21 protein-coding genes are annotated in these 22,312 nt (G+C 71.0%); 15 read left to right on the forward strand and 6 right to left on the reverse strand.

The window, feature by feature from the left end:
• Positions 1–63 precede the first annotated feature (63 nt).
• Positions 64–1,335: an MFS transporter gene (locus tag ABZ915_RS26515; protein ID WP_361808021.1), complete on the forward strand. Its 1,272-nt coding sequence runs from the start codon at positions 64–66 to the stop codon at positions 1,333–1,335.
• Here ABZ915_RS26515 and ABZ915_RS26520 read toward each other — a convergent pair.
• Positions 1,271–1,732 (reverse strand): universal stress protein, encoded by a 462-nt coding sequence (locus ABZ915_RS26520; protein WP_361808024.1) that lies wholly within the window; start codon positions 1,730–1,732, stop codon positions 1,271–1,273. The two genes, ABZ915_RS26515 and ABZ915_RS26520, sit on opposite strands and share 65 nt — an antisense overlap.
• A gap of 172 nt (positions 1,733–1,904) precedes the next feature.
• Between ABZ915_RS26520 and ABZ915_RS26525 the strand changes: the two genes are divergently transcribed.
• Entirely contained in the window at positions 1,905–2,747 is an 843-nt protein-coding gene (locus tag ABZ915_RS26525) for a polysaccharide deacetylase family protein (protein WP_361808027.1), read from the forward strand.
• Between the two features lie 19 nt (positions 2,748–2,766).
• Here ABZ915_RS26525 and ABZ915_RS26530 read toward each other — a convergent pair whose 3' ends face one another.
• Entirely contained in the window at positions 2,767–3,438 is a 672-nt protein-coding gene (locus tag ABZ915_RS26530) for a class F sortase (protein ID WP_361808030.1), read from the reverse strand.
• A gap of 727 nt (positions 3,439–4,165) precedes the next feature.
• Here ABZ915_RS26530 and ABZ915_RS26535 point away from each other — a divergent pair.
• Positions 4,166–4,591 (forward strand): hypothetical protein, encoded by a 426-nt coding sequence (locus tag ABZ915_RS26535; protein ID WP_361808319.1) that lies wholly within the window; start codon positions 4,166–4,168, stop codon positions 4,589–4,591.
• An 87-nt stretch (positions 4,592–4,678) separates the two neighbouring features.
• Here ABZ915_RS26535 and ABZ915_RS26540 read toward each other — a convergent pair whose 3' ends face one another.
• Together ABZ915_RS26540 and ABZ915_RS26545 are read right to left on the reverse strand one after the other, a co-directional pair.
• The gene (locus ABZ915_RS26540; protein WP_361808033.1) at positions 4,679–5,443 is read right to left on the reverse strand and encodes a DUF4239 domain-containing protein; all 765 of its coding nucleotides are present in this window, start codon (positions 5,441–5,443) and stop codon (positions 4,679–4,681) included.
• A gap of 25 nt (positions 5,444–5,468) precedes the next feature.
• Complete coding sequence (locus ABZ915_RS26545; protein ID WP_361808036.1) at positions 5,469–5,597, reverse strand: hypothetical protein; 129 nt, start codon at positions 5,595–5,597, stop codon at positions 5,469–5,471.
• A 763-nt stretch (positions 5,598–6,360) separates the two neighbouring features.
• Here ABZ915_RS26545 and ABZ915_RS26550 point away from each other — a divergent pair.
• From ABZ915_RS26550 to ABZ915_RS26560, 3 genes are all read left to right on the forward strand, one after another.
• Positions 6,361–7,350 (forward strand): SCO0930 family lipoprotein, encoded by a 990-nt coding sequence (locus ABZ915_RS26550; RefSeq protein ID WP_361808039.1) that lies wholly within the window; start codon positions 6,361–6,363, stop codon positions 7,348–7,350.
• A 245-nt stretch (positions 7,351–7,595) separates the two neighbouring features.
• A complete protein-coding gene (locus ABZ915_RS26555) occupies positions 7,596–8,408 on the forward strand; it encodes an SAM-dependent methyltransferase (protein ID WP_361808042.1) in 813 nt (270 codons plus the stop codon).
• Complete coding sequence (locus ABZ915_RS26560; RefSeq protein WP_361808045.1) at positions 8,405–10,549, forward strand: EAL domain-containing protein; 2,145 nt, start codon at positions 8,405–8,407, stop codon at positions 10,547–10,549. The genes ABZ915_RS26555 and ABZ915_RS26560 overlap by 4 nt, the downstream gene beginning before the upstream one ends.
• Before the next feature lie 139 nt (positions 10,550–10,688).
• Here ABZ915_RS26560 and ABZ915_RS26565 read toward each other — a convergent pair whose 3' ends face one another.
• Entirely contained in the window at positions 10,689–11,573 is an 885-nt protein-coding gene (locus tag ABZ915_RS26565) for a LysR substrate-binding domain-containing protein (protein WP_361808047.1), read from the reverse strand.
• A gap of 120 nt (positions 11,574–11,693) precedes the next feature.
• Between ABZ915_RS26565 and ABZ915_RS26570 the strand changes: the two genes are divergently transcribed.
• From ABZ915_RS26570 to ABZ915_RS26590, 5 genes are all read left to right on the forward strand, one after another.
• On the forward strand, positions 11,694–12,365 hold the full coding sequence (locus tag ABZ915_RS26570; RefSeq protein ID WP_361808322.1) for a succinate dehydrogenase: 672 nt from the start codon (positions 11,694–11,696) through the stop codon (positions 12,363–12,365).
• A gap of 2 nt (positions 12,366–12,367) precedes the next feature.
• Positions 12,368–14,329, forward strand: a complete 1,962-nt coding sequence (locus ABZ915_RS26575; protein ID WP_361808050.1) for a fumarate reductase/succinate dehydrogenase flavoprotein subunit — start codon at positions 12,368–12,370, stop codon at positions 14,327–14,329.
• Positions 14,326–15,075, forward strand: coding sequence for a succinate dehydrogenase/fumarate reductase iron-sulfur subunit (locus tag ABZ915_RS26580; protein WP_361808053.1), 750 nt, complete (start codon positions 14,326–14,328; stop codon positions 15,073–15,075). The genes ABZ915_RS26575 and ABZ915_RS26580 overlap by 4 nt, the downstream gene beginning before the upstream one ends.
• A 157-nt stretch (positions 15,076–15,232) precedes the next feature.
• Positions 15,233–16,003, forward strand: a complete 771-nt coding sequence (locus ABZ915_RS26585; protein ID WP_361808056.1) for a GNAT family N-acyltransferase — start codon at positions 15,233–15,235, stop codon at positions 16,001–16,003.
• Entirely contained in the window at positions 16,003–16,833 is an 831-nt protein-coding gene (locus ABZ915_RS26590) for a lysophospholipid acyltransferase family protein (protein ID WP_361808325.1), read from the forward strand. The genes ABZ915_RS26585 and ABZ915_RS26590 overlap by 1 nt, the downstream gene beginning before the upstream one ends.
• 4 nt (positions 16,834–16,837) lie before the next feature.
• Here the strand turns inward: ABZ915_RS26590 and ABZ915_RS26595 are convergent, their stop codons facing one another.
• Positions 16,838–19,114, reverse strand: a complete 2,277-nt coding sequence (locus tag ABZ915_RS26595; RefSeq protein WP_361808059.1) for an excinuclease ABC subunit UvrA — start codon at positions 19,112–19,114, stop codon at positions 16,838–16,840.
• A 215-nt stretch (positions 19,115–19,329) separates the two neighbouring features.
• Between ABZ915_RS26595 and ABZ915_RS26600 the strand changes: the two genes are divergently transcribed.
• From ABZ915_RS26600 to fmdA, 4 genes are all read left to right on the forward strand, one after another.
• Positions 19,330–19,758, forward strand: coding sequence for a hypothetical protein (locus tag ABZ915_RS26600; RefSeq protein ID WP_361808062.1), 429 nt, complete (start codon positions 19,330–19,332; stop codon positions 19,756–19,758).
• 214 nt (positions 19,759–19,972) lie between these two features.
• A complete protein-coding gene (locus ABZ915_RS26605) occupies positions 19,973–20,251 on the forward strand; it encodes an FmdB family zinc ribbon protein (protein WP_361808065.1) in 279 nt (92 codons plus the stop codon).
• Positions 20,252–20,293: 42 nt separating this feature from the next.
• Positions 20,294–20,947: an AmiS/UreI family transporter gene (locus ABZ915_RS26610; protein WP_361808068.1), complete on the forward strand. Its 654-nt coding sequence runs from the start codon at positions 20,294–20,296 to the stop codon at positions 20,945–20,947.
• 85 nt (positions 20,948–21,032) lie between these two features.
• The gene (gene fmdA / locus ABZ915_RS26615) at positions 21,033–22,280 is read left to right on the forward strand and encodes a formamidase (protein ID WP_361808071.1); all 1,248 of its coding nucleotides are present in this window, start codon (positions 21,033–21,035) and stop codon (positions 22,278–22,280) included.
• The last annotated feature ends 32 nt before the right edge of the window (positions 22,281–22,312 follow it).

Consider the following 22,312-nt stretch of genomic DNA (forward strand, 5'->3'; position numbering starts at 1 on the left):
AAGTTGTTTGCACCGGCGGCCACCTGGACGTTTTCATGTCCCGGGGCAACGGGGAGGTCGTACATGGGACGGCGGTTCGGGTGGCTGTGGGCCGCGTACTCGGTGAGTGCGCTGGGCACGTATCTGGCCTTCGACGCGTTCTCGGTGATCGCGGTCCTGGCGCTGCACGCCGGGTCCGCCGAGGTGGCGCTGCTCGCGGCGACCGGGCCGGCCGTGGGCGCCGTACTGGCGGTGCCGCTCGGGCCGTGGGTGGAGTTCCGGCGCAAGCGGCCGGTGATGATGGGGATGGACCTGGTCAGGTTCGCCGCGCTGCTGACGATCCCCGCCGCCTACGCGCTCGGCGGGCTCGGCCTCGGTCAGCTGCTGTTCGTCTCCATGATCGTCGCGGCCGCCGACATCACCTTCAACGCGGCCTCCGGCGCGTTCGTGAAGAGCCTCGTACCGGCCGACCGGCTGCTCACCGCGAACGCCCGGTTCGAGTCCGCGAACTGGACCGCCCTGGTCCTCGGACCGCCCCTCGGCGGCGCCGCGATCGGCCTGTTCGGCCCGGTCACGACGGTGGTGGCCAATGCGGTCAGCTTTCTGCTGTCGGCGCTCGGCATCCGGGCCGCCGGCGACGGCGAGCCACGCCCCGAGCGCAAGAACGCGCAACGCCTGCGGGCCGCCGACCTGCTCGACGGCTGGCGGCACATCCTCTCCAGCCCGGACCTGCGGCCGCTGTTCTTCAACAACCTCGCGGCCAACGCCCTGATCATGGTCGCCGCCCCACCGCTGGCCGTCCTCATGCTCGGCCCGCTCGGCTTCACCCCCTGGCAGTACGGCCTCGCCTTCGCCGTGCCCTGCCTCGGCGGCCTCCTCGGCTCCCGGCTGGCCCGCCCACTCGTGGCCCGCCACGGACAGCGGCGGGTGCTGCGCACCGCGGCCACCCTGCGCGCGGTCTGGCCCCTCGGACTGGCCTTCGTCCGGCCCGGGCTGCCCGGACTGCTGCTGGTGATGGTCCTGGAGCTCGGGGTGATCACCTGCTCGGCCGTCTACAGCCCGGTGTACGCCACCCGCCGCCTGGAGTGCACCCCGGACGACCGGGTCGTCCGCACCCTGTCCGCCTGGTCGGTCACCGGCAAGGCCACCACCGCCGCCCTGACCGCGCTGTGGGGCCTGCTGGCCGCCCTCACCGGCCCGCGCACCGCCATCGCCCTAGCCGGCGTCCTGCTGCTCGCGACCCCGCCGCTGCTGTGGCGAGGACCCCGAGAGCCCCAGAAGCCCCGAGAGGCTACGGAACGACCGTCACCGGCCACCGCCCCGCCTTCACCAGCCGGATCGCCACCGAGCCGATGATGCGGTGGCCGGCCTGCTCCGAGGCGCCGACGACCACGGCGTCGGCCTTGAGGTCGTCCGCCGCCTTCACCAGGCCGTTGAAGGGGTCGCCGCGGAAGGTGTGGAACTCCCAGCGGACGTCGTAGATGCCCTTGACGCGCTCCGCCGCCTCCCGGATCTGGGCGACCAGGTCCTCGGCGATCTCGTCGGTCGTCTCCGACACCGGCACCCCGAGGGCCGCGCCCGCGGCCATCACCGGCTGTACGTACACGACCGCGAGCAGGGCGTGCTGCCGCCGCGCGAGACCGCCCGCGTAGGCGGCGGCCCTGAACGAGGACTCGGAGCCGTCCACGCCGACGACGATGACCTTCGGCCCGTCCGTGCCCCGCTCGAACTGGTGGGAGTGCTGTTCCGTCACGGCTGCGAGGTTATCGGAACCCGTGTGGCGCGCCGGTGCCGGAGTCCGGTGCCGGGCCCGCGGTCAGGGGGTCCCGCGTTCGGCCGGACACGGCTGGTCCGGGCGAGTGCTTTCGTGCCGCCGCACCGGTGTCGTCGTGGTGCGCCGACGGCGGCCGGGCGACTGATGAGTCATGACGAAGGACCAGTTGCTCACGCGCCGCCAGGCTCTCCTCGCCGGCGCCGCCGCCGTGGGGGCCGCGGGGACGGCCGGACTGTTCATCGCGGGGACGGGCGGGGAGGAACCCGTACGGGCCGGTGCCGGTCCCGCCGCCGGCCCGCAGGCGCGCGCCGCGCTCAAGCCGTCCGCCTACCGCCTCCAGCCGCTGACCGGGGACGCGCCGCCGCGCACCCGCCCCGGACGGCTCGCGGTGCGCAGCGAACCCATCATGGAGTTCCCCGTCCGCGGCCGGTCCATGGTGCTGACCTTCGACGACGGACCGGACCCCCACTACACCCCGCACATCCTGGACACGCTGGCGAAGTACGACGTCCGCGCGATGTTCTTCGTGTGCGGCGAGATGGCCGCCGCCCACAAGGAACTGCTGGCGCGGATGGCCGGCGCCGGGCACATCGTGGGCAACCACACCTGGACCCATCCGCAGCTCACCCAGCTGAAGCGGGCGGAGATCCGGGACGAGATGGAGCGCACCAGCGACGTCATCGAGGACGCCTACGGCGAGCCTCCCCAGTGGTTCCGCGCCCCCTACGGTGCCTGGAACCGCGCGGCCTTCCAGCTGGGGGCCGAGATGGGCATGGAGCCGCTGGCCTGGACGGTCGACAGCCTCGACTGGACGACCCCCGGCACCCGCACCGTCGTCGACCGGGTCGAGAGCGGCGCCGGTCCCGGCGTCGTGGTCCTCTCCCACGACGCCGGGGGCGACCGCTCGCAGAGCGTCCAGGCGCTGCGCACGTACCTGCCGTACCTCCTGGACTCCGGCTACCACATCACCGTCCCGCGCCGGCGCCGCGTCTGACCGGACGCGCCGAAGGCGCTCAGCGGACCTCGGTCAGGCGGGCGAACACGACGACATTGCCGTCGTAGCCGTTCTGCTTCGAGAAACCTCCGCCGCACGTGATGACCCTGAGTTCCGGTGTGCCCTTCGACGCGTAGACCCGGTCACCGGGGAAGTCCTTCTTCGCGAAGACCTCGACGCCGTAGATCTCGAACACCGCGATCTTTCCGTCCTGGCGGGCCACCTCGATCCGGTTGCCCTTCTTCAGGGCCCCGAGCCCGTAGAACACGGCGGGGCCCTGCTGGTTGTCGACGTGGCCGACGACGACGGCCGTGCCCTTCTCACCGGGGGACACCGCACCGGTGAACCAGCCGGCCAGGTTGGGGTTGTCCGGGGGCGGTGCGCCGACCCAGCCATCCGAGTCCAGACCGACCGGGACGACCGGGGCGTCGACCTGGATCGCGGGGATCCGCACCCGGTCGACCACGGAGAACGCCAGCGGGGCGGGGGAGTCCGCGAAGGCGCCCGCGCCGGCCCCGCTGTCCGCGGCCGCGGCCGACGCGGGCTGCGGCGGACCCGTGTCGAACTCTCCCGAGCCGTTGCGGATCAGCGCCAGACCGGTCAGCAGAACCAGCGCTATCACGCCCCAGGGGGCGCGCCTCTTCCGCCGCGCCTCCTCTTCGGCCAGTGCGGCCGGGTCGGACGCAGACATTCGCCAACCTCTCTCGACACGGCCGTAACCACGTCCCTCGCGCATGGGAAAACGCTAAGTCCCCCGGGCACGCCCGGCGACGGGGCCGCGGGCGAACGGGTGGCCCGAACGGATGGGCCGTGAGCCATCCGAGTTGCCGTTCCGAGAAATTTTCTGATGGCCCGTGACCTGCACAATTATCCGATGGTGCGCTTTTCTCGGGGGGTGCTGTCTCACCCGGACGGACCATTCTCGACATGCGGGCGTGTTCCGCGCGCCTCAGGGTCTATGCGGGAGGTGCTTTCTCGCCGATCGTCCGGGGACGGACCCCGGAACGCCTCCCGCGGAGGATCACATGCGCAACTCTCGTGCCCTGGCGGCCGCGTGCACAGCGGTCGCCGTCCTAGGGCTCACCGCCCCCGTGGCCGTCGCGGACGGCATGGGCAACGGAGGCGTGACGAGCAACAACGACCTGGGCGGTGTGAGCGGTGTGGTCATCGACCCGTTCGCCGGCCAGGGGCGTAACAACGTCGGCGGTCAGGGACGTGACGGCTTCGGCAACCACGGCCGCGACCACTTCGGCGGTCAGCGGCACAACAACATCCCGGGCAATGGGAATTTCCCGGGCAACGGCAATTTCCCGGGGAACGGGAACTTCTCCGGCAACCTCACCGGAAACGGCGTCCTTTCGAGCAACGGCGTCTTCCCGGGCACGGGCAGCCTCCAGGGCACGGGCAGCCTCCAGGGCATCGGCACCGTCCCGGGCGCCGGGAACAATTTCGGCACGCGCAACATCGTCGCCTCGCCCAGCGCGGTGGCCCCCGGCGGACGGCTCACCGTCACGGTCGACGGGTGCAACGGCGGAACCATGACCTCGCCCGCCTTCGGCAGCGCCACGCTGACGGCGATCGGCAACAACGTCTCGAGGGGCATCGCGACGGTCAACAGCGGCACCCGCCCCGGCGCGGACGAGATCAGGGTCAACTGCAACGGCCGTACCCTCACCAACCCGACGGCTTTCACCGTGATCGGCGGCGTGCTGGGCGGAGTCGGCGGCAGCTCCTCCTCCGGGGCGACGGCGGCCGACATGGCCATCGGCGGCGCGCTGGTCGGCGCGGCCGTGATCGGCGGAGGCGTGTACGTGCTGCGCAGACGCCACGAGAAGCGGATCTGACCAGGCGCCCCCCGGCACGGGCCGGGATCCGGCTTGACGGGCTTTCGCCCCGGCTCCCTCGGGAGTCCGGGGCGAAAGCCCGTCAGGTCATCCCCTGATGTTCGGGAAGAGGTTCAGGAACGGCTCCGCCGATGCCGCGATGCCCCGGCTGTAGGGCGCGTCGAAGTCCCAGATCAGGAAGAGCAGGAAGGCGATCAGCGCGGAGAACAGTCCGGCGAGGATCAGTTCGCGTGTCGTACGTCTGATCTGCAACGCGAACACCATGCAGATGGTGATCACGGCGCCGGTCAGGAGCCCGAACCAGACCACGCCCGGCATGGTCGACCCGGTCGAGTCCGCCCGGGCGTTGCGCGCCTGGTCGGCGGCGGCCACCTGGTCGACGAGCGGCTGGTAGGCCTGCGCCTGGAAGTCGGTCCTGGGTTCGTAGTCCGTGACGTCCTCGCGGACGCGCCGCAGCAGCTCGGTGCCGCGCGCGGTGACGCGGCCGTGGTCGGACATGGTCTTCCACTCGGTGGTGACGACGTGTCCGACATAGGCGTTGACATCGGCCCGAATGCGGTCACGGACGTCGGGCGGATAGACCCGGACCCGCTCGGAGACCTCGTGCAGTGCCTGGGCCTCCGCCTGCACGTGGTCCTGGGCGGTGCTGCGGGCCTCCCACACCCCGGCGATGGCCAGGCCCAGCACGATGGCGTACACGACGCCGATCCACATCGTCATGTACTCGATGACGTCGGGGGTGTCGTTGGGGTCCTCGTCCTCCGGTGCCCGGCGGTGCCGTACCAGGGTGATGACGACCACCACGACGCACGCGGCCAGCATCGCGAGGGCGAGAACAAGCCATTCCGACAATGGACTCCTCCAGGGGTTCGGCGCGTCAACGCGGGCGCAGCGCGGCTACGGCGACCACCGCGGGCACGGTGATGAGCAGGACGTAGGTGACGGGGGACGTGCCGCCGTGCGACGGGTGGTGGGGCGGCTGCGGCTGGTACCGCGGATAGCTCACCGGGGTCGGTGAGGGGTGCGGGGTGGGCTTGGGTGACGGCTTCGGCTTCGGTGGTGGGGGTGGCGGGGGTGGTGGGGGTGTGGGTGTGGGCTTCGGTGGGGGTGGCGGTGGCGCCGGGGCGGGAGGTGGCGGCTTCGGCTTCGGCTTGGGGGCCGGGGCCGGAGTGGGCTTCGGCGGGGGCGGGGGCGGGGGCGGTTTGGGCGTGGGGGTGGGTGGCGCAGGCGTCGGGGCCGGCGTCGGGCAGGGCGGGGGAGTGGGCGTAGGGCAGGCCGGGGGCGTCGGCCAGGAGGCTCCGGCGACGGCCACCGCCCACGTGCCGTCCGGGCCCGCCGAGGCGGACGCGCAGGCGTCGGCCGCCGCCGTGCCGACCGGACAGCCCACGAGGCCCCAGGTCAGCGCCGCAAGAGCCAACATCCTTGCGGCGCAGGCGAGTCGGGTCGGTTCGGGTCCATGCACGACGGAGATCATGAGGCGTCGCGGGGCCCCATAAGCCGGAGAGCGGGTCGATTGGCCCGAAGGAGGGACAAACGACCCGGGACGGTTTGTTCGCCGATGTCGGCGGACGTGGACGAGGCGCACACGTGTACGGGGAGGGGCGCGGGGGGAACGCGGGGGTGACGCGCGAGTCACGAACCAGGCAGGCACAGAGTTCCGAAAGAAATTTGTGCGCCCGTTGAACACTTCCGCCGCTCCCGTCCGTACCCAATGTCGTGCGGCGGCGCAGCAGGCGCTGCAATATCCAGGCGATTATGGGGAGTTAGCGATGAAGACCTCCTGGCGGAGCGCCTCACTGGTGGCGACAGCCGCGTCGGTGCTGGTGCTTACGACGGCGTGCGGTCAGGACAGTTCCACGACCCCGTCGTCGGCGGCCCAGAACGTCGGCGCCACGGCCCCGGCGACGTCTGGCGGCGTCGGTGCCGGTACGGGTACGGGTACCGGGACCGGTACGGGCACCGGCGCGGGCAACGGTTACGGCGCCGACGGGCAGCAGAGCAGCGCTTCCCCCGCCGCGGTGGAGCCCGCGGGCAAGCTGACGGTCGCCGGCAACCCCGACCTCGGCAAGGTCCTGACCGACGGTGCCGGCCTCACCCTCTACCGTTTCGACAAGGACACCGCCAACCCGCCCAAGTCGAACTGCGAAGGCGACTGCGCCACCACCTGGCCGCCGGTCCCCGCGGACGATGCCTCGGCCGGCGCCGGCATCGACAAGTCGCAGCTGGGCGAGGTCACCCGCCCCGACGGCACCAAGCAGCTGACCATCGGCGGCTGGCCCGCCTACCGTTACGCCAAGGACGTCAACGCCGGTGACGTCAACGGCCAGGGTGTGGGCGGCAAGTGGTTCGCGCTGGCCCCCGACGGCAAGAAGGCGACCCTCTCGTCCCTGCCCGGCCTGTCCGTGCGCAAGGACGCCAAGCTCGGCGACATCATCGTCGACAAGAACGGCATGACGGTCTACCGCTTCATCAAGGACAAGGCGTGGCCCAAGCCCGTCTCGAACTGCACCGGAGCCTGCCTGGAGAAGTGGCCGGCCGTGGCGGAGGTCAACGCCAATGACACCAAGGGTGTCGAGAAGAAGGGCCTGATGGGCTTCGCCCGTACCGACAACGGCGAGAAGCAGATGACGGTCGACTGCTGGCCGATCTACACCTTCTCCGGCGACAAGGCCGCCGGGGACACCAACGGTCAGGGCGTGGGCGGCACGTGGTACGCCGTCTCGCCGACCGGCAAGCTGGTCGGCGCCCCGTCGAAGTAGTCATCACCTCCCCAGGGTTGATCGCACGACGACAGCAGGCGCCCGGCCACTGGTCCGCCCCCTCCGCACCGCACGGAGGGGGCGGACCGCTGTGCCGGGCGCCCGTCACGTCGTGGCAACGCACCGGCACACACCGCAGGCCGTGACCGGGAACGGATGGTCAATTTCCGTTTCGGGTCGCTCCTTTGGCGGGCGATCAGTAGCCTCAGCTCGAACACCGGATCGCCTCAGCCTTGGAGAGATACATGGAACGTCCCGCCTGGGCTCCACGGAGCATCGACATCTCGGTGCCGAGCGTCGCGCGCATCTACGACTATTACCTGGGCGGTTCGTACAACTTCGAGGTCGACCGGGAGGCGGCCCGCAGGGCCCTGGACTTCATGCCGGGACTCCCCAAGATCATGCAGGCGAACCGGGCGTTCCTGCGCCGTGCCGTGCGCTTCGCCTGCGCCGAGGGCATCACCCAGTTCCTCGACATCGGCTCCGGCATACCCACCTTCGGCAACGTCCACGAGGTCGCTCAGGCGGCCACCGAGGGCGCACGCGTGGTGTACGTGGACCACGATCCGGTGGCCGTGTCGCACACCGAGGCGGTCCTGGCGGGCAACGCCGGCACCGGCGTGGTCGCCGCCGACCTCCGCAAGCCCGACGAGATCCTGGCCAGCCCCCGGGTCGAGGCACTGATCGACCTGAATCGGCCAGTGGCCCTCCTCCTCGTTGCCATACTGCACTTCGTGGAAGACGCGGACGACCCCTACGGCGCGGTGGCCCGGCTGAGCGAGGCGCTCGCGCCCGGCAGCCTGCTGATCCTCACCCATGCCTCGTACGAGGGAATCCCCGTCGCCGCCGAGCGGGCAGAGGGGGCGGTGGACGTGTACAAGGGCATTCGCAATCCGCTGATCATGCGCTCGCGCGACGAGATCGCGCGGTTCTTCGAGGGGTACGACATGGTGGAACCCGGACTGGTGCCGATGCCGCACTGGCGGCCTCAGACGCCGCCGGAGGAGGAGGATCCCTACGCCTTCTCCGGATTCGCCGGCGTGGGGCGCACGGCGTGAGCGCGGAGCCGGACGGGCCGGAGGACAGACTTCGCCGCTTCGCGACCATCTGGAGCCGGGCGGTGTTCCCGGTGACCTCGACATCGCTGACCCGGCCGGAGTTCGAGGAGCAACTGCTTCCGCTCGCGCGCCGGCTGAGCGAGGTGGTGCGGGCGCGCAGCTTCGACGCGGACGAGGCGAGGACGGTCGGCGCGGCGCTGATCCAGGCGCACTGCACCGACCCCGAGGCGCTCAGCCGCACCCTGGACTGCGTCGACGCCTATCTGGTGCTCTACTGCTGCGCGGACGGCCCCCAGGACGAGCTCAGGATGCGCTCCTCACGGCTCCAGCACGCGATGGCCGCCGGGTTCGCGCAGGCGCTCCGGGAGCGCACCCTGGCCGAGCAGGAGGCCATCGCCCAGGCGGCGCTCAGGGCGCAGGGCGTGGTGGCGCAGGCGCTGCACGCCAGCGAGGCCCGCTTCCGCGCGGTCTTCGAGGGCGCCGCGATAGGGATCGGCATCGCCGACCTGGACGGCAACATCCTCCAGGTCAACACCGCGCTGCTGCGCATGTTCGGCGGCTCCGAGCAGGCGATGCGTGGCCGTAACGTCATGGAGTGGACGCATCCCGAGGACGCGCCCCACGTCTGGAAGCTCTACGACGAACTCGTGCGCGGCGACCGCGAGCACTACCACGTGGAGAAGCCGTTCTACCGCCCGGACGGGACGGCCCTGTGGACCAACCTGACGGTCTCCCTGCTGCGCGACGCCGACGGCGACCCGCAGTACCAGCTCGCGCTGATGGAGGACACCACCGAGCGGCGGCTGCTCAACCTCCGGCTGCGTTACGAGGCCACCCACGACGCGCTCACCGGCCTGCCCAACCGCACGCTGTTCTTCGAGCGCCTGGAGAAGGCGCTGAACGCGGGTGAGGGCCAGCGCTTCGGGCTGTGCTACCTCGACCTGGACGGCTTCAAGACCATCAACGACAGCCTCGGCCACGCGGCCGGGGACCGGCTGCTGGTGGAGGTCGCCGACCGGCTCCAGTCCTGCGCGACCGCGCCCGGCGAGATGGTCGCCCGGCTCGGCGGCGACGAGTTCGTGGCGCTGACCACCGGGCCCGGCACCGAGCAGGAGGTCGACGAGCTCGCCGAGCGCATCATGCACGCGCTGGTCACCCCGGTCAGCATCGACGGCCGTGACCTGCTGGTGCGCGGCAGCATCGGCATCGTCGAGGGCCCGGCGGGGGAGCGGACCCCGGCGGAGGTGCTGCGCAGCGCCGACATCACCATGTACCGGGCCAAGTCGGCGGGCGGCAACCGCTCCGAGCTCGCCGACCCGGAGGCCGACGCCCGCGCCATCACCCGCCACGGGCTGACCACGGCCCTGCCCACGGCCCTGGACCGGGGCGAGTTCTTCATCGAGTACCAGCCGCTGGTGCACCTCGGCGACGGCAGCGTGCGCGGGGCGGAGGCGCTGGTGCGCTGGCTGCACCCGCAGCACGGCGTGCTCGGCCCGGACCGGTTCATCCCGCTCGCCGAGCACACCGGCCTGATCGTGCCGCTCGGCCGCTGGGTGCTGGAGGAGTCCGTACGGCAGGCCCGCGACTGGCGGGAACGGTACGGCGACCAGGCGGCCTCCGGCCCGCTGCGCATCAACGTCAACCTCTCGCCGTGCCAGCTGACCCACCCCGGGCTGGTGCAGGACACGGTGGACATCCTCGAGCGGGTCGGCATCGCCCCGGACTCGCTGTGCCTGGAGGTCACCGAGTCCGCGCTCATCGGCGCCGACGACGACCTGCTCAAACCCCTGCGCCGGCTGCACGAGATGGGCGTCGACATCGCCCTGGACGACTTCGGCACGGGGTACTCCAACCTCGCCAACCTGCGCCGCCTGCCGGTGAGCATCCTCAAGCTGGACCGCTCCTTCACCCAGAGCATGCAGCGGTTCCCGGCCGACCCGGTCGATCTGAAGATCGTCGAGGGGATCGTCTCCCTCGCCCACAGCCTCGACCTCGCCGTCACGGTGGAGGGCGTGGAGACCGGCGCGCAGGCCGAACAGCTGCGGATCCTCGGCTGCGACACCGCCCAGGGCTGGTACTACGCCCGCCCGGGCCCGCCGGAGCGGCTGCACGACCTGGCACTGGTGGACGCGACGGGGTGAGGTGAGGGGGCGTCCTGTCTGGTGCCGCGAAGGACAGCGCCCCGAAAGGGGCGCGGGGAACGGCGCGAGCAACCACAGTCGACCCGCGCCCCCGAACGACACTCGGCACCAACGGTGCTGAGGGGAATTCAGCCCACGGTCACCGCTCCAGCAGCATCCGCTGCAACTCCCTCGCGGCCCGCGGCGGAGCCACATCGCTGCGGTGGGCCAGCGCGATCGTGCGGTGCAGCCCCGGCCGGGCCAGCGGGGTGACCCGCAGTCCCTGCCCGGACCTCGTCGCGACCATACGCGGTACGACGGCCACCCCGAGCCCCGCCCGTACGAACCCCAGCACGGCGTCCATCTCGCCGCCCTCCACCGCGAAGTCCGGTTCGAACCCGGCGGAGCGACAGGCGGCCACGGTCAGCTCCCGCAGGTCGTAGCCGTGCCGGAACATCACCAGCCGCTCACCCTCCAGGTCGGCGACGCGGACGTCCCGGACGTCCCGGCCCGGTGCCGGTGCCTCCGGTGACGACACGACCACCAGGTCCTCGCGCAGCAGCTCCACCGTGTTCAGGGCCGGCGACGGCGTCGGCAGCGGGAGCACCACCAGGGCGAGGTCCAGGGCGCCGCGCGCGAGTTCCCGTACCAGGTCGTGGGAGCCGCCCTCCTCGATCAGCAGCCGGATGCCGGGATACCGGTCGTGGAAGGCGCGCAGCACGTCCGGCAGCAGACCGGTGCACAGGCTCGGGGTGGCGCCCAGCCGGACCCGGCCGCTGCGCAACTGCACCAGCTCCTGCACCTCGTGCCGGGCGGTGTCCGCGTCGGCCAGGATCCGCCGGGCCAGCGGCAGCAGCGCCTCACCGGCGTCGGTCAGCGTGATGTTGCCCCGCGCCCGCAGGAACAGGTCCGCCCCGAGCTCCCGCTCCAACGCCTTGATCTGCTGCGACAGCGACGGCTGCGCCACATGGACCAGATCGGCGGCCCGGGTGAAGTGCCGGGTCTCGGCGACCGCGACGAAGTACTGGAGCTGCTGGAACTGCACCCTCCCAGCATAGCCGTTCCCTATCGAAACGAGCCGGACCATGTCTTGGACCGATGAGCATGCGCCGCCTTAGCGTCTTGTCCCATGGCACTGGCAACGCGGACGGACCGACGGCCGTCCATGGCACGCACCGTGTGGGACTCGACCGTCGGCAAGAAGACCGTGATGGCCGTCAGCGGCCTGATCATGCTGCTGTACCTGGTCGCCCACGTGATCGGCAACCTGAAGATCTTCTTCGGGGCCGGGGAGTTCAACCACTACGCGCACTGGCTGCGCACCGTCGGCGAACCGTTCATGCACTACGAGTGGACGCTGTGGATCATCCGCGTCGTCCTGGTCGTCGCCGTGGTGGCCCACGCCACCTCCGCCTACCAGCTCAGCCGCCGTGACATCAGGGCCCGGCCGGAGAAGTACGTGCACAGCAGGCCCCGGGCCAGTTACGCGACCCGCACCATGCGCTGGGGCGGGATCATCCTCGGACTGTTCATCGTCTGGCACATCCTGGACCTGACCACCGGCACCGTGCACTCCGGCGGCTTCCAGGAGGGCCACCCGTACCAGAACGTCGTGGACACCTTCTCCACCTGGTACGGCAACGTCATCTACATCGTCGCGATGCTCGCGCTCGGCCTGCACATCCGGCACGGCTTCTGGAGCGCGGCCCAGACCCTCGGCGTGGGCAGCCGCAGCCGCGACCGCGCCCTGAAGACCATCGGCGACGTCCTCGCCCTGCTGCTCACGGCCGGCTTCATCGCCGTACCCGTGGGCGTCATGACCGGAGTGGTGAGCTGAACATGAGTGCTGCATACGCCGAGTACGCCGCGTACACGACCGGTGAGCCGGTCGTCGACACCAAGGCCCCGTCCGGTCCCGTGGGCGAGCGCTGGGACAAGCGCCGCTTCGAGGCCAAGCTGGTCAACCCCGCCAACCGGCGCAAGCACACGGTCATCGTGGTCGGCACCGGCCTCGCGGGCGGCTCGGCCGGCGCCACCCTCGCCGAACAGGGCTACCACGTCGTCCAGTTCTGCTACCAGGACTCCCCGCGCCGGGCCCACTCGATCGCCGCGCAGGGCGGCATCAACGCGGCGAAGAACTACCGCAACGACGGCGACTCCGTCCACCGCCTCTTCTACGACACCGTCAAGGGCGGCGACTTCCGGGCCCGCGAGTCCAACGTCCACCGGCTCGCCCAGATCTCCGTGGAGATCATCGACCAGTGCGTCGCGCAGGGCGTGCCCTTCGCCCGCGAGTACGGCGGCCTGCTCGACACCCGCTCCTTCGGCGGCGTCCAGGTCTCGCGTACGTTCTACGCCCGCGGCCAGACCGGCCAGCAGTTGCTGCTGGGCGCGTACCAGGCCCTCAGCAGGCAGATCGCCGCGGGCAACGTCGAGATGCATCCGCGCACCGAGATGCTGGACCTGATCGTCGTCGACGGCCGGGCGCGCGGGATCGTGGCCCGGGACCTGATCACCGGGAAGATCGACACGTACTTCGCCGGCGCCGTCGTACTGGCGAGCGGCGGCTACGGCAACGTCTTCTACCTGTCGACGAACGCCATGAACTCCAACGCCACCGCGATCTGGCGGGCGCACCGGCGCGGCGCGTACTTCGCCAACCCCTGCTTCACCCAGATCCACCCCACCTGCATCCCGCGCACCGGCGACCACCAGTCCAAGCTCACCCTGATGAGCGAGTCGCTGCGCAACGACGGCCGGATCTGGGTGCCCAGGGCCAAGGGCGACACCCGTCCGCCCCGCGAGATCCCCGAGGACGAGCGCGACTACTACCTGGAGCGCGTCTACCCGTCCTTCGGCAACCTGGTCCCCCGTGACATCGCCTCCCGCGCCGCGAAGAACGTCTGCGACGAGGGCAGGGGCGTCGGCCCCGGCGGGCAGGGCGTGTACCTCGACTTCGCCGACGCCGTCGCGCGCATGGGCCGCGGGGCCGTCGAGGCCAAGTACGGCAACCTCTTCGACATGTACCAGCGGATCACCGACGAGGATCCGTACGAGGTGCCGATGCGCATCTACCCGGCCGTGCACTACACGATGGGCGGCCTCTGGGTCGACTACGACCTTCAGACCACCGTGCCCGGCCTGTTCGCGGTCGGCGAGGCCAACTTCTCCGACCACGGCGCCAACCGGCTGGGCGCGTCCGCGCTGATGCAGGGCCTGGCGGACGGCTACTTCGTGCTCCCGGCGACGATCAACGACTATCTGGCCCGCAACCCGCACCAGGGCGAGGTCACCGCCGGACACCCGGTCGTGCAGGAGGCCCTGGCCGACACCGAGGACCGGCTGAACCTGCTCCTGGCCGTCGACGGCGACCGCACCCCCGACTCCTTCCACCGCGAACTCGGTGAACTGATGTGGGAGTTCTGCGGCATGGCCCGCACCGACGCCGGACTGCGCAAGGCTCTGGAGCGGATCCCGCAGATCCGGGAGGAGTTCTGGCGCCGGATCAAGGTGCCCGGCACCGGCGAGGAGTTCAACCAGTCGCTGGAGAAGGCCAACCGCATCGTCGACTACCTCGAACTCGCCGAGCTGATGTGCCTCGACGCGCTGCACCGCGCCGAGTCCTGCGGCGGTCACTTCCGCGAGGAGTCCCAGACCCCCGACGGCGAGGCCGCCCGCGACGACGACCAGTTCTCCTACGCGGCCGCCTGGGAGTTCACGGGTACGGGCGAGGCCCCGACCCTGCACAAGGAAGACCTGGTCTTCGAGTACGTCCACCCCACCCAGCGGAGCTACGCATGAAGCTCATCCTGCGCGTCTGGCGGCAGCGCAACGCCGACGCCGAAGGCGCCATGTCCACCTACGAGGTGGACGGCATCTCCTCCGACATGTCCTTCCTGGAGATGCTCGACACCCTCAACGAGGAGCTCATCCTCAAGGGCGAGGACCCGGTCGCCTTCGACCACGACTGCCGCGAGGGCATCTGCGGCGCGTGCTCCCTCGTCATCAACGGCGACGCGCACGGCCCGGAGCGCACCACCACCTGCCAGCTGCACATGCGGTCCTTCCGGGACGGCGACACGATCGACATCGAACCGTGGCGGGCGGCGGCGTTTCCGGTGGTCAAGGACCTGGTGGTGGACCGGTCGGCGTTCGACCGGATCATCCAGGCCGGCGGCTACGTCACCGCGCCGACCGGATCCGCGCCGGAGGCGCACGCCACGCCGGTGCCCAAGCCGGACGCCGACTTCGCCTTCGAGCACGCGGAGTGCATCGGCTGCGGTGCGTGCGTCGCCGCGTGCCCCAACGGGGCGGCGATGCTGTTCACCTCCGCCAAGGTCAACCACCTGAACGTGCTGCCGCAGGGAGCCCCCGAGCGGGAGACCCGGGTGCTGGACATGGTGGCGCAGATGGACGAGGAGGGGTTCGGCGGATGCACGCTCACCGGTGAGTGCGCGACCGCCTGCCCCAAGGGCATCCCCCTCATGTCCATCACCGGCATGAACAAGGAGTGGCTGCGGGCCACGCGGAAGCCGGCCAAGCGGTAGCACCGTGCCCGGATGTGCGCCGTTCAACAGCCGCACATCCCTTCTCCTGGCTTCGGTCACGCAGGCGCCAACCGGCGTCGGAAGAACTTGGGGGAGCGGGCCGCGTCCGAGCGGTCCCGCCGTCCCCGCCGACCCGGCCCGTGTCCAGGAGTAAGCCATGACCGGCGTCATCACGCTCGACCGCGCCCCGCAGTCCGCCGCTCCCGTCCGTTACACCGTGACCCTCGCCCGCGACGAGGCCGACGTACGTGCCGCGCAGCGGCTGCGGCACGAGGTCTTCGCCGGGGAGATGGGCGCCCTGCTGTCCACCCCGCAGCCGGGGTACGACATCGACGCCTTCGACGCGTACTGCGACCACCTGCTCGTGCACGACACCGTGACCGGACAGGTGGTCGGCACCTACCGGCTGCTGCCGCCGGAGCGGGCCGCCGTCGCCGGGCGCCTGTACTCCGAGGGCGAGTTCGACCTCGCCCCGCTGGACGCGATCCGGCCGGGCCTGGTCGAGGTCGGCCGGTCCTGCGTGCACCCCGACCACCGCGACGGCGCGGTCATCGGCCTGATCTGGGCCGGGATCGCCCGCTACATGGTCGACCGCGGCCACGAGTGGCTGGCCGGCTGCTGCTCCATCCCGCTGGCCGACGGCGGTGCGCTGGCGAGCGCCACCTGGGACCGGGTGCGTGCCAAGCACCTGGCCCCGGAGGAGTTCCGGGTGCGCCCGCTGCTGCCCTGGCGCCCGAACGAGCCCGCCGGACCGGCACGGAGCGAACTCCCGGCCCTCCTGCGCGGCTACCTGCGCCTCGGCGCCTGGGTGTGCGCCGAGCCCGCGCACGACCCGGACTTCGGGGTCGCCGACCTGTTCGTGCTGCTGTCGATGCGCCGGGTCAACGCGCGCTACCTGCGGCACTTCCTCTCCCTCGTACCCGCGTGATGAGCGTCTGGCTGCCCAGCGCGCCCTGCACCCCGGGGGCGTGCGTGGAGCGGGCGGGGTCCGCGGCGGCCGTGCCGCGTGCCGTGCTGCGGCTGGCGGGGGTCACCGCCCTGCTGCTGGCCGGGATCGCGCTGTCCCCGCTCGGCGGGAGGATCCCCGCCGAGTGGGTCAGACGCTGGAGCCGGGCGGTCGTCCGGGCCGCGGGGGTCCGCGTCCGCGTCACCGGCGGCGCCCCGCCCGCCGGCGGGCTGCTGCTCGTCGCCAACCACATCTCCTGGCTGGACATACCGCTCCTGGCCGCCGTGCGCCCGGCGCGGATGCTCGCCAAGAAGGAGATACGGGGCTGGCCGGTGGCGGGCGCGGTGGTGGCCCGGGGCGGTGCCCTGTTCATCGAGCGGGACCGGCTGCGTGCCCTGCCGGACACGGTCGCCCGCATCGCCCGGGTACTGCGGGACGGTGCCGCCGTCGTGGCCTTCCCCGAGGGCAGCACCTGGTGCGGGCGGGCACAGGGCCGCTTCCACCGGGCCGTCTTCCAGGCCGCGCTGGACGCGGGCGTGCCCGTGCAGCCGGTGCGGCTGCACTACCGGGCCGCCGGGGGCGCGGCCAGTACGGTCCCCGCGTTCGTCGGCGAGGACACGCTGCTGGCCTCGGTGTGGCGGGTGGTCTCGGCCCGCGGCCTGGTCGCCGAGGTCGAGGTGCGGCCGGTGATCGAACCGGGCAGCCATGCCGACCGCCGCTCGCTGGCCCGCGCCGCCCAGCCCCTCGTGGGCGAGCCCGCCTGGACCCACACGGCGCTGGTGCTCCGTGGCCGTGCTCCGGGTGCGGCCTGAACGGTCACCGGGACGGCGCCGGCTCCCGGGCCAGGTAGGGCGCCGTCGCGCTGCCCGCCGCCCGCGCCACCTCCGCCGGGGGCCCCGCCGCCACGATCCGTCCGCCCGCGTCCCCGCCGCCCGGACCCAGGTCGACCACCCAGTCGGCGCCCGCGACCACGCTCATGTCGTGCTCGACGACCACCACGGTGTGCCCGGCGTCGACGAGCCCGTGCAGCTGGCGCATCAGCACCTCCACATCGGCCGGATGCAGACCGGTGGTCGGCTCGTCCAGGAGGTAGAGCGTGTGACCGCGGCGCCCGCGCTGGAGCTCCCCGGCGAGCTTGATGCGCTGCGCCTCCCCGCCGGACAGCTCCGTAGCGGGCTGCCCGAGGCGCAGATAGCCGAGCCCCACGTCGAGCAGCGTGCCCAGGCTGCGGACCGCCGCCGGGATGTCCGCGAAGAACTCCGCCGCGCCCTCCACCGTCAGATCCAGTACCTCGGCGATGTTCCGCTCCCGGTACGTCACGTCGAGCGTCTCGGGGTTGTAGCGGGCCCCGCCGCAGTCCGGGCACGGCGCGTACGTGCTCGGCAGGAAGAGCAGCTCGACGCTCACGAACCCCTCGCCCTGACAGGTCTCGCAGCGCCCTCCCGGCACGTTGAAGGAGAACCGGCCCACGCCGTAGCCGCGCTCCCGGGCCGCGTCGGTGGCCGCGAACACCTTCCGCACGACGTCGAACAGACCGGTGTAGGTCGCCAGGTTGGAGCGCGGGGTACGGCCGATCGGCTTCTGGTCGACCGAGACGAGCCGTCCGACCCCGGGAAGCTCCTCCGTGATCGCGCCGATGAGCGTGGACTTCCCCGAGCCCGACACACCGGTGACGGCGGTGAACGCGCCGAACGGGAACTCGGCGGTCACGCCGCGCAGGTTGTGCCGGGTCACCGGCCCGACGTTCAGCCACCCGCGCGGAGTGCGGACCCGGCGCACGGGCCCGGGGGACCGGCGGAACAGGAAACGGGCCGTGGCCGACTCGTCGACCGCCGCCAGCTCCGCCACCGGGCCGCTGTGCAGCACCCGCCCGCCGTGCTCGCCCGCGCGCGGGCCGACGTCCACCAGCCAGTCGGCGCCGCGCACCACGTCGAGGTGGTGCTCCACCACGAACACCGAGTTGCCCGCCGCCTTCAGCCGGGCCAGCACCGTCAGCAGGGCCTCGGTGTCCGCCGGGTGCAGTCCGGCGGACGGCTCGTCCAGGACGTACACCACCCCGAACAGCCCGGAGCGCAGCTGGGTGGCGAGCCGCAGCCGCTGCAACTCGCCCGCCGACAGGGTGGGCGTGGCCCGGTCGAGGCCCAGATAGCCGAGGCCGAGCTCGACGACCGGCGCGATCCGGGACCGCAGGTCCTCGGTGAGGACCCGCGCGGTCTCGGAGCCGCCCACGAGCAGTCCGGCCAGCTCCGTCAGCGGCAGCGCGGCCAGCTCGGCGATCGTGCGGCCCGCGAAGGTCACCGCCAGCGCCTCGGGCCGCAGCCTGCTGCCGCCGCACGCCGGGCAGGGCGCGCTGGTCAGGAAGCTTTCCGCCTTGGCACGCAGGGCCGGGCTCCTGGAGTCCGAGAACGTCTTCATCACGTAGCGGCGGGCGCTCATGTACGTGCCCTGGTAGGGCCGCTGGATACGGTCGGCGTCCCGCACCGGGTGCACGGTGACCACCGGCTGCTCGTCCGTGAACAGGATCCACTCCCGCTGCTCGGCCGGCAGCTCGCGCCAGGGCCGGTCCACGTCGTACCCGAGCGCGTCGAGGACGTCCCGCAGGTTCTTGCCCTGCCAAGCACCCGGCCAGGCGGCGATCGCACCCTCCCGGACGGACAGCCCTGGATCGGGGACCAGCAGTTCCTCATCGGTCCGGTGCACCCGGCCCAGCCCGTGGCACTCCGGGCAGGCGCCGGCCGCCGTGTTGGGGGAGAAGGCGTCGGAGTCCAGCCGCTCGGCGCCCGGCGGGTAGGTGCCGGCGCGGGAGAAGAGCATGCGCAGCGAGTTGGAGAGGTTCGTCACCGTGCCGACGGAGGAGCGCGAGGTCGGCGCCGCGCGGCGCTGCTGGAGCGAGACCGCGGGCGGCAGCCCGCTGATCTCCCCGACCTTCGGCGCCCCCACCTGGTGGATCAGCCTGCGGGCGTACGGGGCCACCGACTCGAAGTAGCGCCGCTGGGCCTCCGCGTAGATCGTGCCGAACGCCAGCGACGACTTCCCCGAGCCCGACACGCCCGTGAACACCGCCACCACGTCCCGGGGGACGTCGACGTCCACGCCCTTCAGGTTGTGCTCACGGGCACCGCGCACGCGGACGTACGGGTCGTGAATTCGGTGCGGTCCGTCGGGACGAAGATCCGAATGAGAATGCTTGTGAGTCAATTCACTGGGATTCAACTGGATTGCTCCTAAAGACGCGCTCTACTGTCTTCGTCATACATGTGACTCTCATGGGTGATATCCGGAGAGACTCGACCCTGGAAGGTGGACAAGTGAGCGAAGACGCCGTGTGGGTCCGGGGTGTGACCGGAATCCAACTGCACCACGTCACCGATCTCCAGGACGCTCGTCGGTTCCTGGGTAACGCTGTCATGGCACTGAGCGCCGCCCACGTGCGAACGGGCGACGCCAGATTCTCCGGCCTCGCGGACCAGCTCAAGGGCGTGGTCGCCGCGGCGCGCGATCTGGAGGGCGAGGCGCGGGACCGCATGCACCGGCTGCACACCACGGACCCCGAGCGGTTCGTGCGCTGCCGTGAGGGTGAGGAGCCCTGGCCGGACGAGCATCAGGCGGGCTTCGTTCCGCGTCACACGTGCCGGGACGAATGCCTTTACCACGATCACGGAGTGCTGGGCGGAATCATGCAGTGCACCTGCGGTCGGCCCCCGTGCCGCGCGTGCGCGATTGCGGGCACGCCCTGACGTCGCGCCCCGTGCACAATCGCCGGTAATTATTCACGGCTCAACTAGTACTCACAGCTCAAGGCGGCGCCCCGCGGGCGCCGCCTTGAGCTGCCTTGACACCCGGCCCCTGGAGGCGTTGCCTGTAATTGAGTGCGGAGCATTGCGACGCCCTTCGGCTTGATTGGATCCGTGCGCTTCCGTGCGGGCGGAGACGCGGCGAGTTGGAGGTTTTATGGCCACGTACGAATATTCGTGCAGTCGCTGTGGAGCGTTCGACGTGAGGCTGCCGATCGGTGCCGCGCCGACGCGGCAAAGCTGCCCGCGGTGCTCCGCGCCGGCGCGGCGTGTGTACTCCTCTCCTGCGCTCGTGTCCACGTCGCCCGCTGTCACGGCCTTGCGTGAGAAGGAAGAGCGGTCGCGGGAAAACCCGGCGGTGGTCACGCGAGTTCCGCCCAGGAGAACTGCGCAGAGGCCGCCCCATCCCGCGGTCGCCCGGCTTCCCCGGCCCTGAGGGCGGCAGCCGCCGGAGCGGAAAATCGGGAGGTGAGTCCCCTTGGGCAACGTCGGACTTCTCTTCGTGGGTGCCGTGCTGTTCATGAACGGGCTGATGCTGCTGGGAAAGGTCGACAGCCGGGCAGCGGCCGTATTCAACCTGTTCGTGGGCGGGCTTCAGGTCCTGACACCCACTTATCTCATCATCGTCGCGAACGGGGATCCCAGACTGATAATGCTGGCCTCCGGTATATTTCTCTTCGGTTTCACATACCTGTATGTAGGAATCGGACTGCTGATGGGGCTGGACACGACAGGCGTGGGATATTACTCACTGTTCGTGGCCATCGTGGCTCTGGGTTATTCGTTCGTCAGCTTCCGGCTGGTCAACGACAAACCCTTCGGAGTCATATGGCTCTACTGGGCGTTCCTGTGGTTCTTCTTCTTCCTGCTCCTGGGACTGAAAATCGAGTCGCTGACGCCCTTTGTCGGATGGGTGACCGCGATCGAGGGCTGGGTGACCGGTGTCATACCGGCATTCCTGCTCCTGACCGGTTACTGGGTCCCGGCGAACTACAACAACACGGCGATCGCGCTGGGCGCTTTCGGCGTGCTGGTCTTCGGGGCGCTGTGGATCGTTCTCCGGCGGAGGGAGCACGGAAGGCCTACCCGGGAGTACGGCGCCGCGGGCGCCCCGACCGGCAGCCCCGGCTGACGGCCGGTGCCACTGTGCGGGAGGTGGTCGACGGGACAACAGAGGCGCACAGCGGGGGAACGGCAGCACCACACTAGGAACCGACATGCCAGAAATAATCTTCAGCGTCGACCAGTCCCGGTCGATGGCTGAGCAGACTGTGCCGGGACACAACAGGTGGCATCCGGACATACCGGCTGTCGCCATGGTCCGCCCGGGGGACGAGTTCCGTGTCGAATGCCGCGAATGGACCGACGCGCAGATCGGCAACAACGACTCCGCCAACGACGTCCGTGACGTCGATCTGATGCGAGCCCACATGCTCAGCGGGCCGATAGGCGTAGAAGGCGCGGAGCCGGGCGACCTGCTCGTCGTGGACATCCTCGACCTGGGGGCGGTACCCCAGCAGGTGGGCGATGCGCCGGGTCAGTCCTGGGGATACACCGGTGTCTTCGCCAAGGCCAACGGCGGAGGCTTCCTGACCGACTACTTCCCGGACGCCTACAAGGCGATATGGGACTTCCACGGCCACACGGCGACCTCCAGGCACCTTCCCGGTGTCAGCTTCACCGGCATCACCCACCCAGGCCTGTTCGGCACCGCACCGTCGGCGGAGTTGCTGGACCAGTGGAACAGGCGTGAACAGGCACTGGTCGACACCGACCCGGACCGGGTCCCGCCCCTGGGACTCACGCCCGACCCCGACAAGGCTCTCGCCGGCCAGGCGACCGGATCGGACGCCGAACGCATCGCCCGGGAAGGCGCGCGTACCGTTCCCGCACGGGAGAACGGTGGCAACCACGACATCAAGAACTTCACCCGCGGGGCACGCGTCTTCTACCCCGTCCACGTCAAGGACGCCAAGCTGTCGGGCGGTGATCTGCACTTCAGCCAGGGCGACGGTGAGATCACCTTCTGCGGCGCCATCGAGATGGGCGGTTTCATCGACTTCCACGTCGATCTGATCAAGGGTGGCATGGAGAAGTACGGCATCAGCACCAACCCCGTCTTCATGCCCGGCAACGTCGAGCCGCGGTACTCGGAGTTCATGTCCTTCATCGGGATCTCCGTGGACCACGACACCAACACCAACTACTACCTGGACGCGACGGTCGCCTATCGCCGCGCCTGCCTGAACGCCGTCGAGTACCTGAAGAGGTTCGGCTACACCGGACAGCAGGCCTACCTGCTGCTCGGCGCGGCACCCATCGAGGGACGCATCAGCGGAATCGTCGACATCCCCAACGCCTGCTGCTCCCTCTACCTGCCCACCGGGATCTTCGACTTCGACGTCCGTCCCACCGCGGAGGGACCGAAGAGCGCGGACCGCGGGCAGTGCGCGGTGACCTCCTGACGCCCGGGGCGCCCGGACCGACGCCCGGGGAT

Source organism: Streptomyces sp. NPDC046915 (assembly GCF_040644935.1).
Lineage (GTDB): Bacteria > Actinomycetota > Actinomycetes > Streptomycetales > Streptomycetaceae > Streptomyces.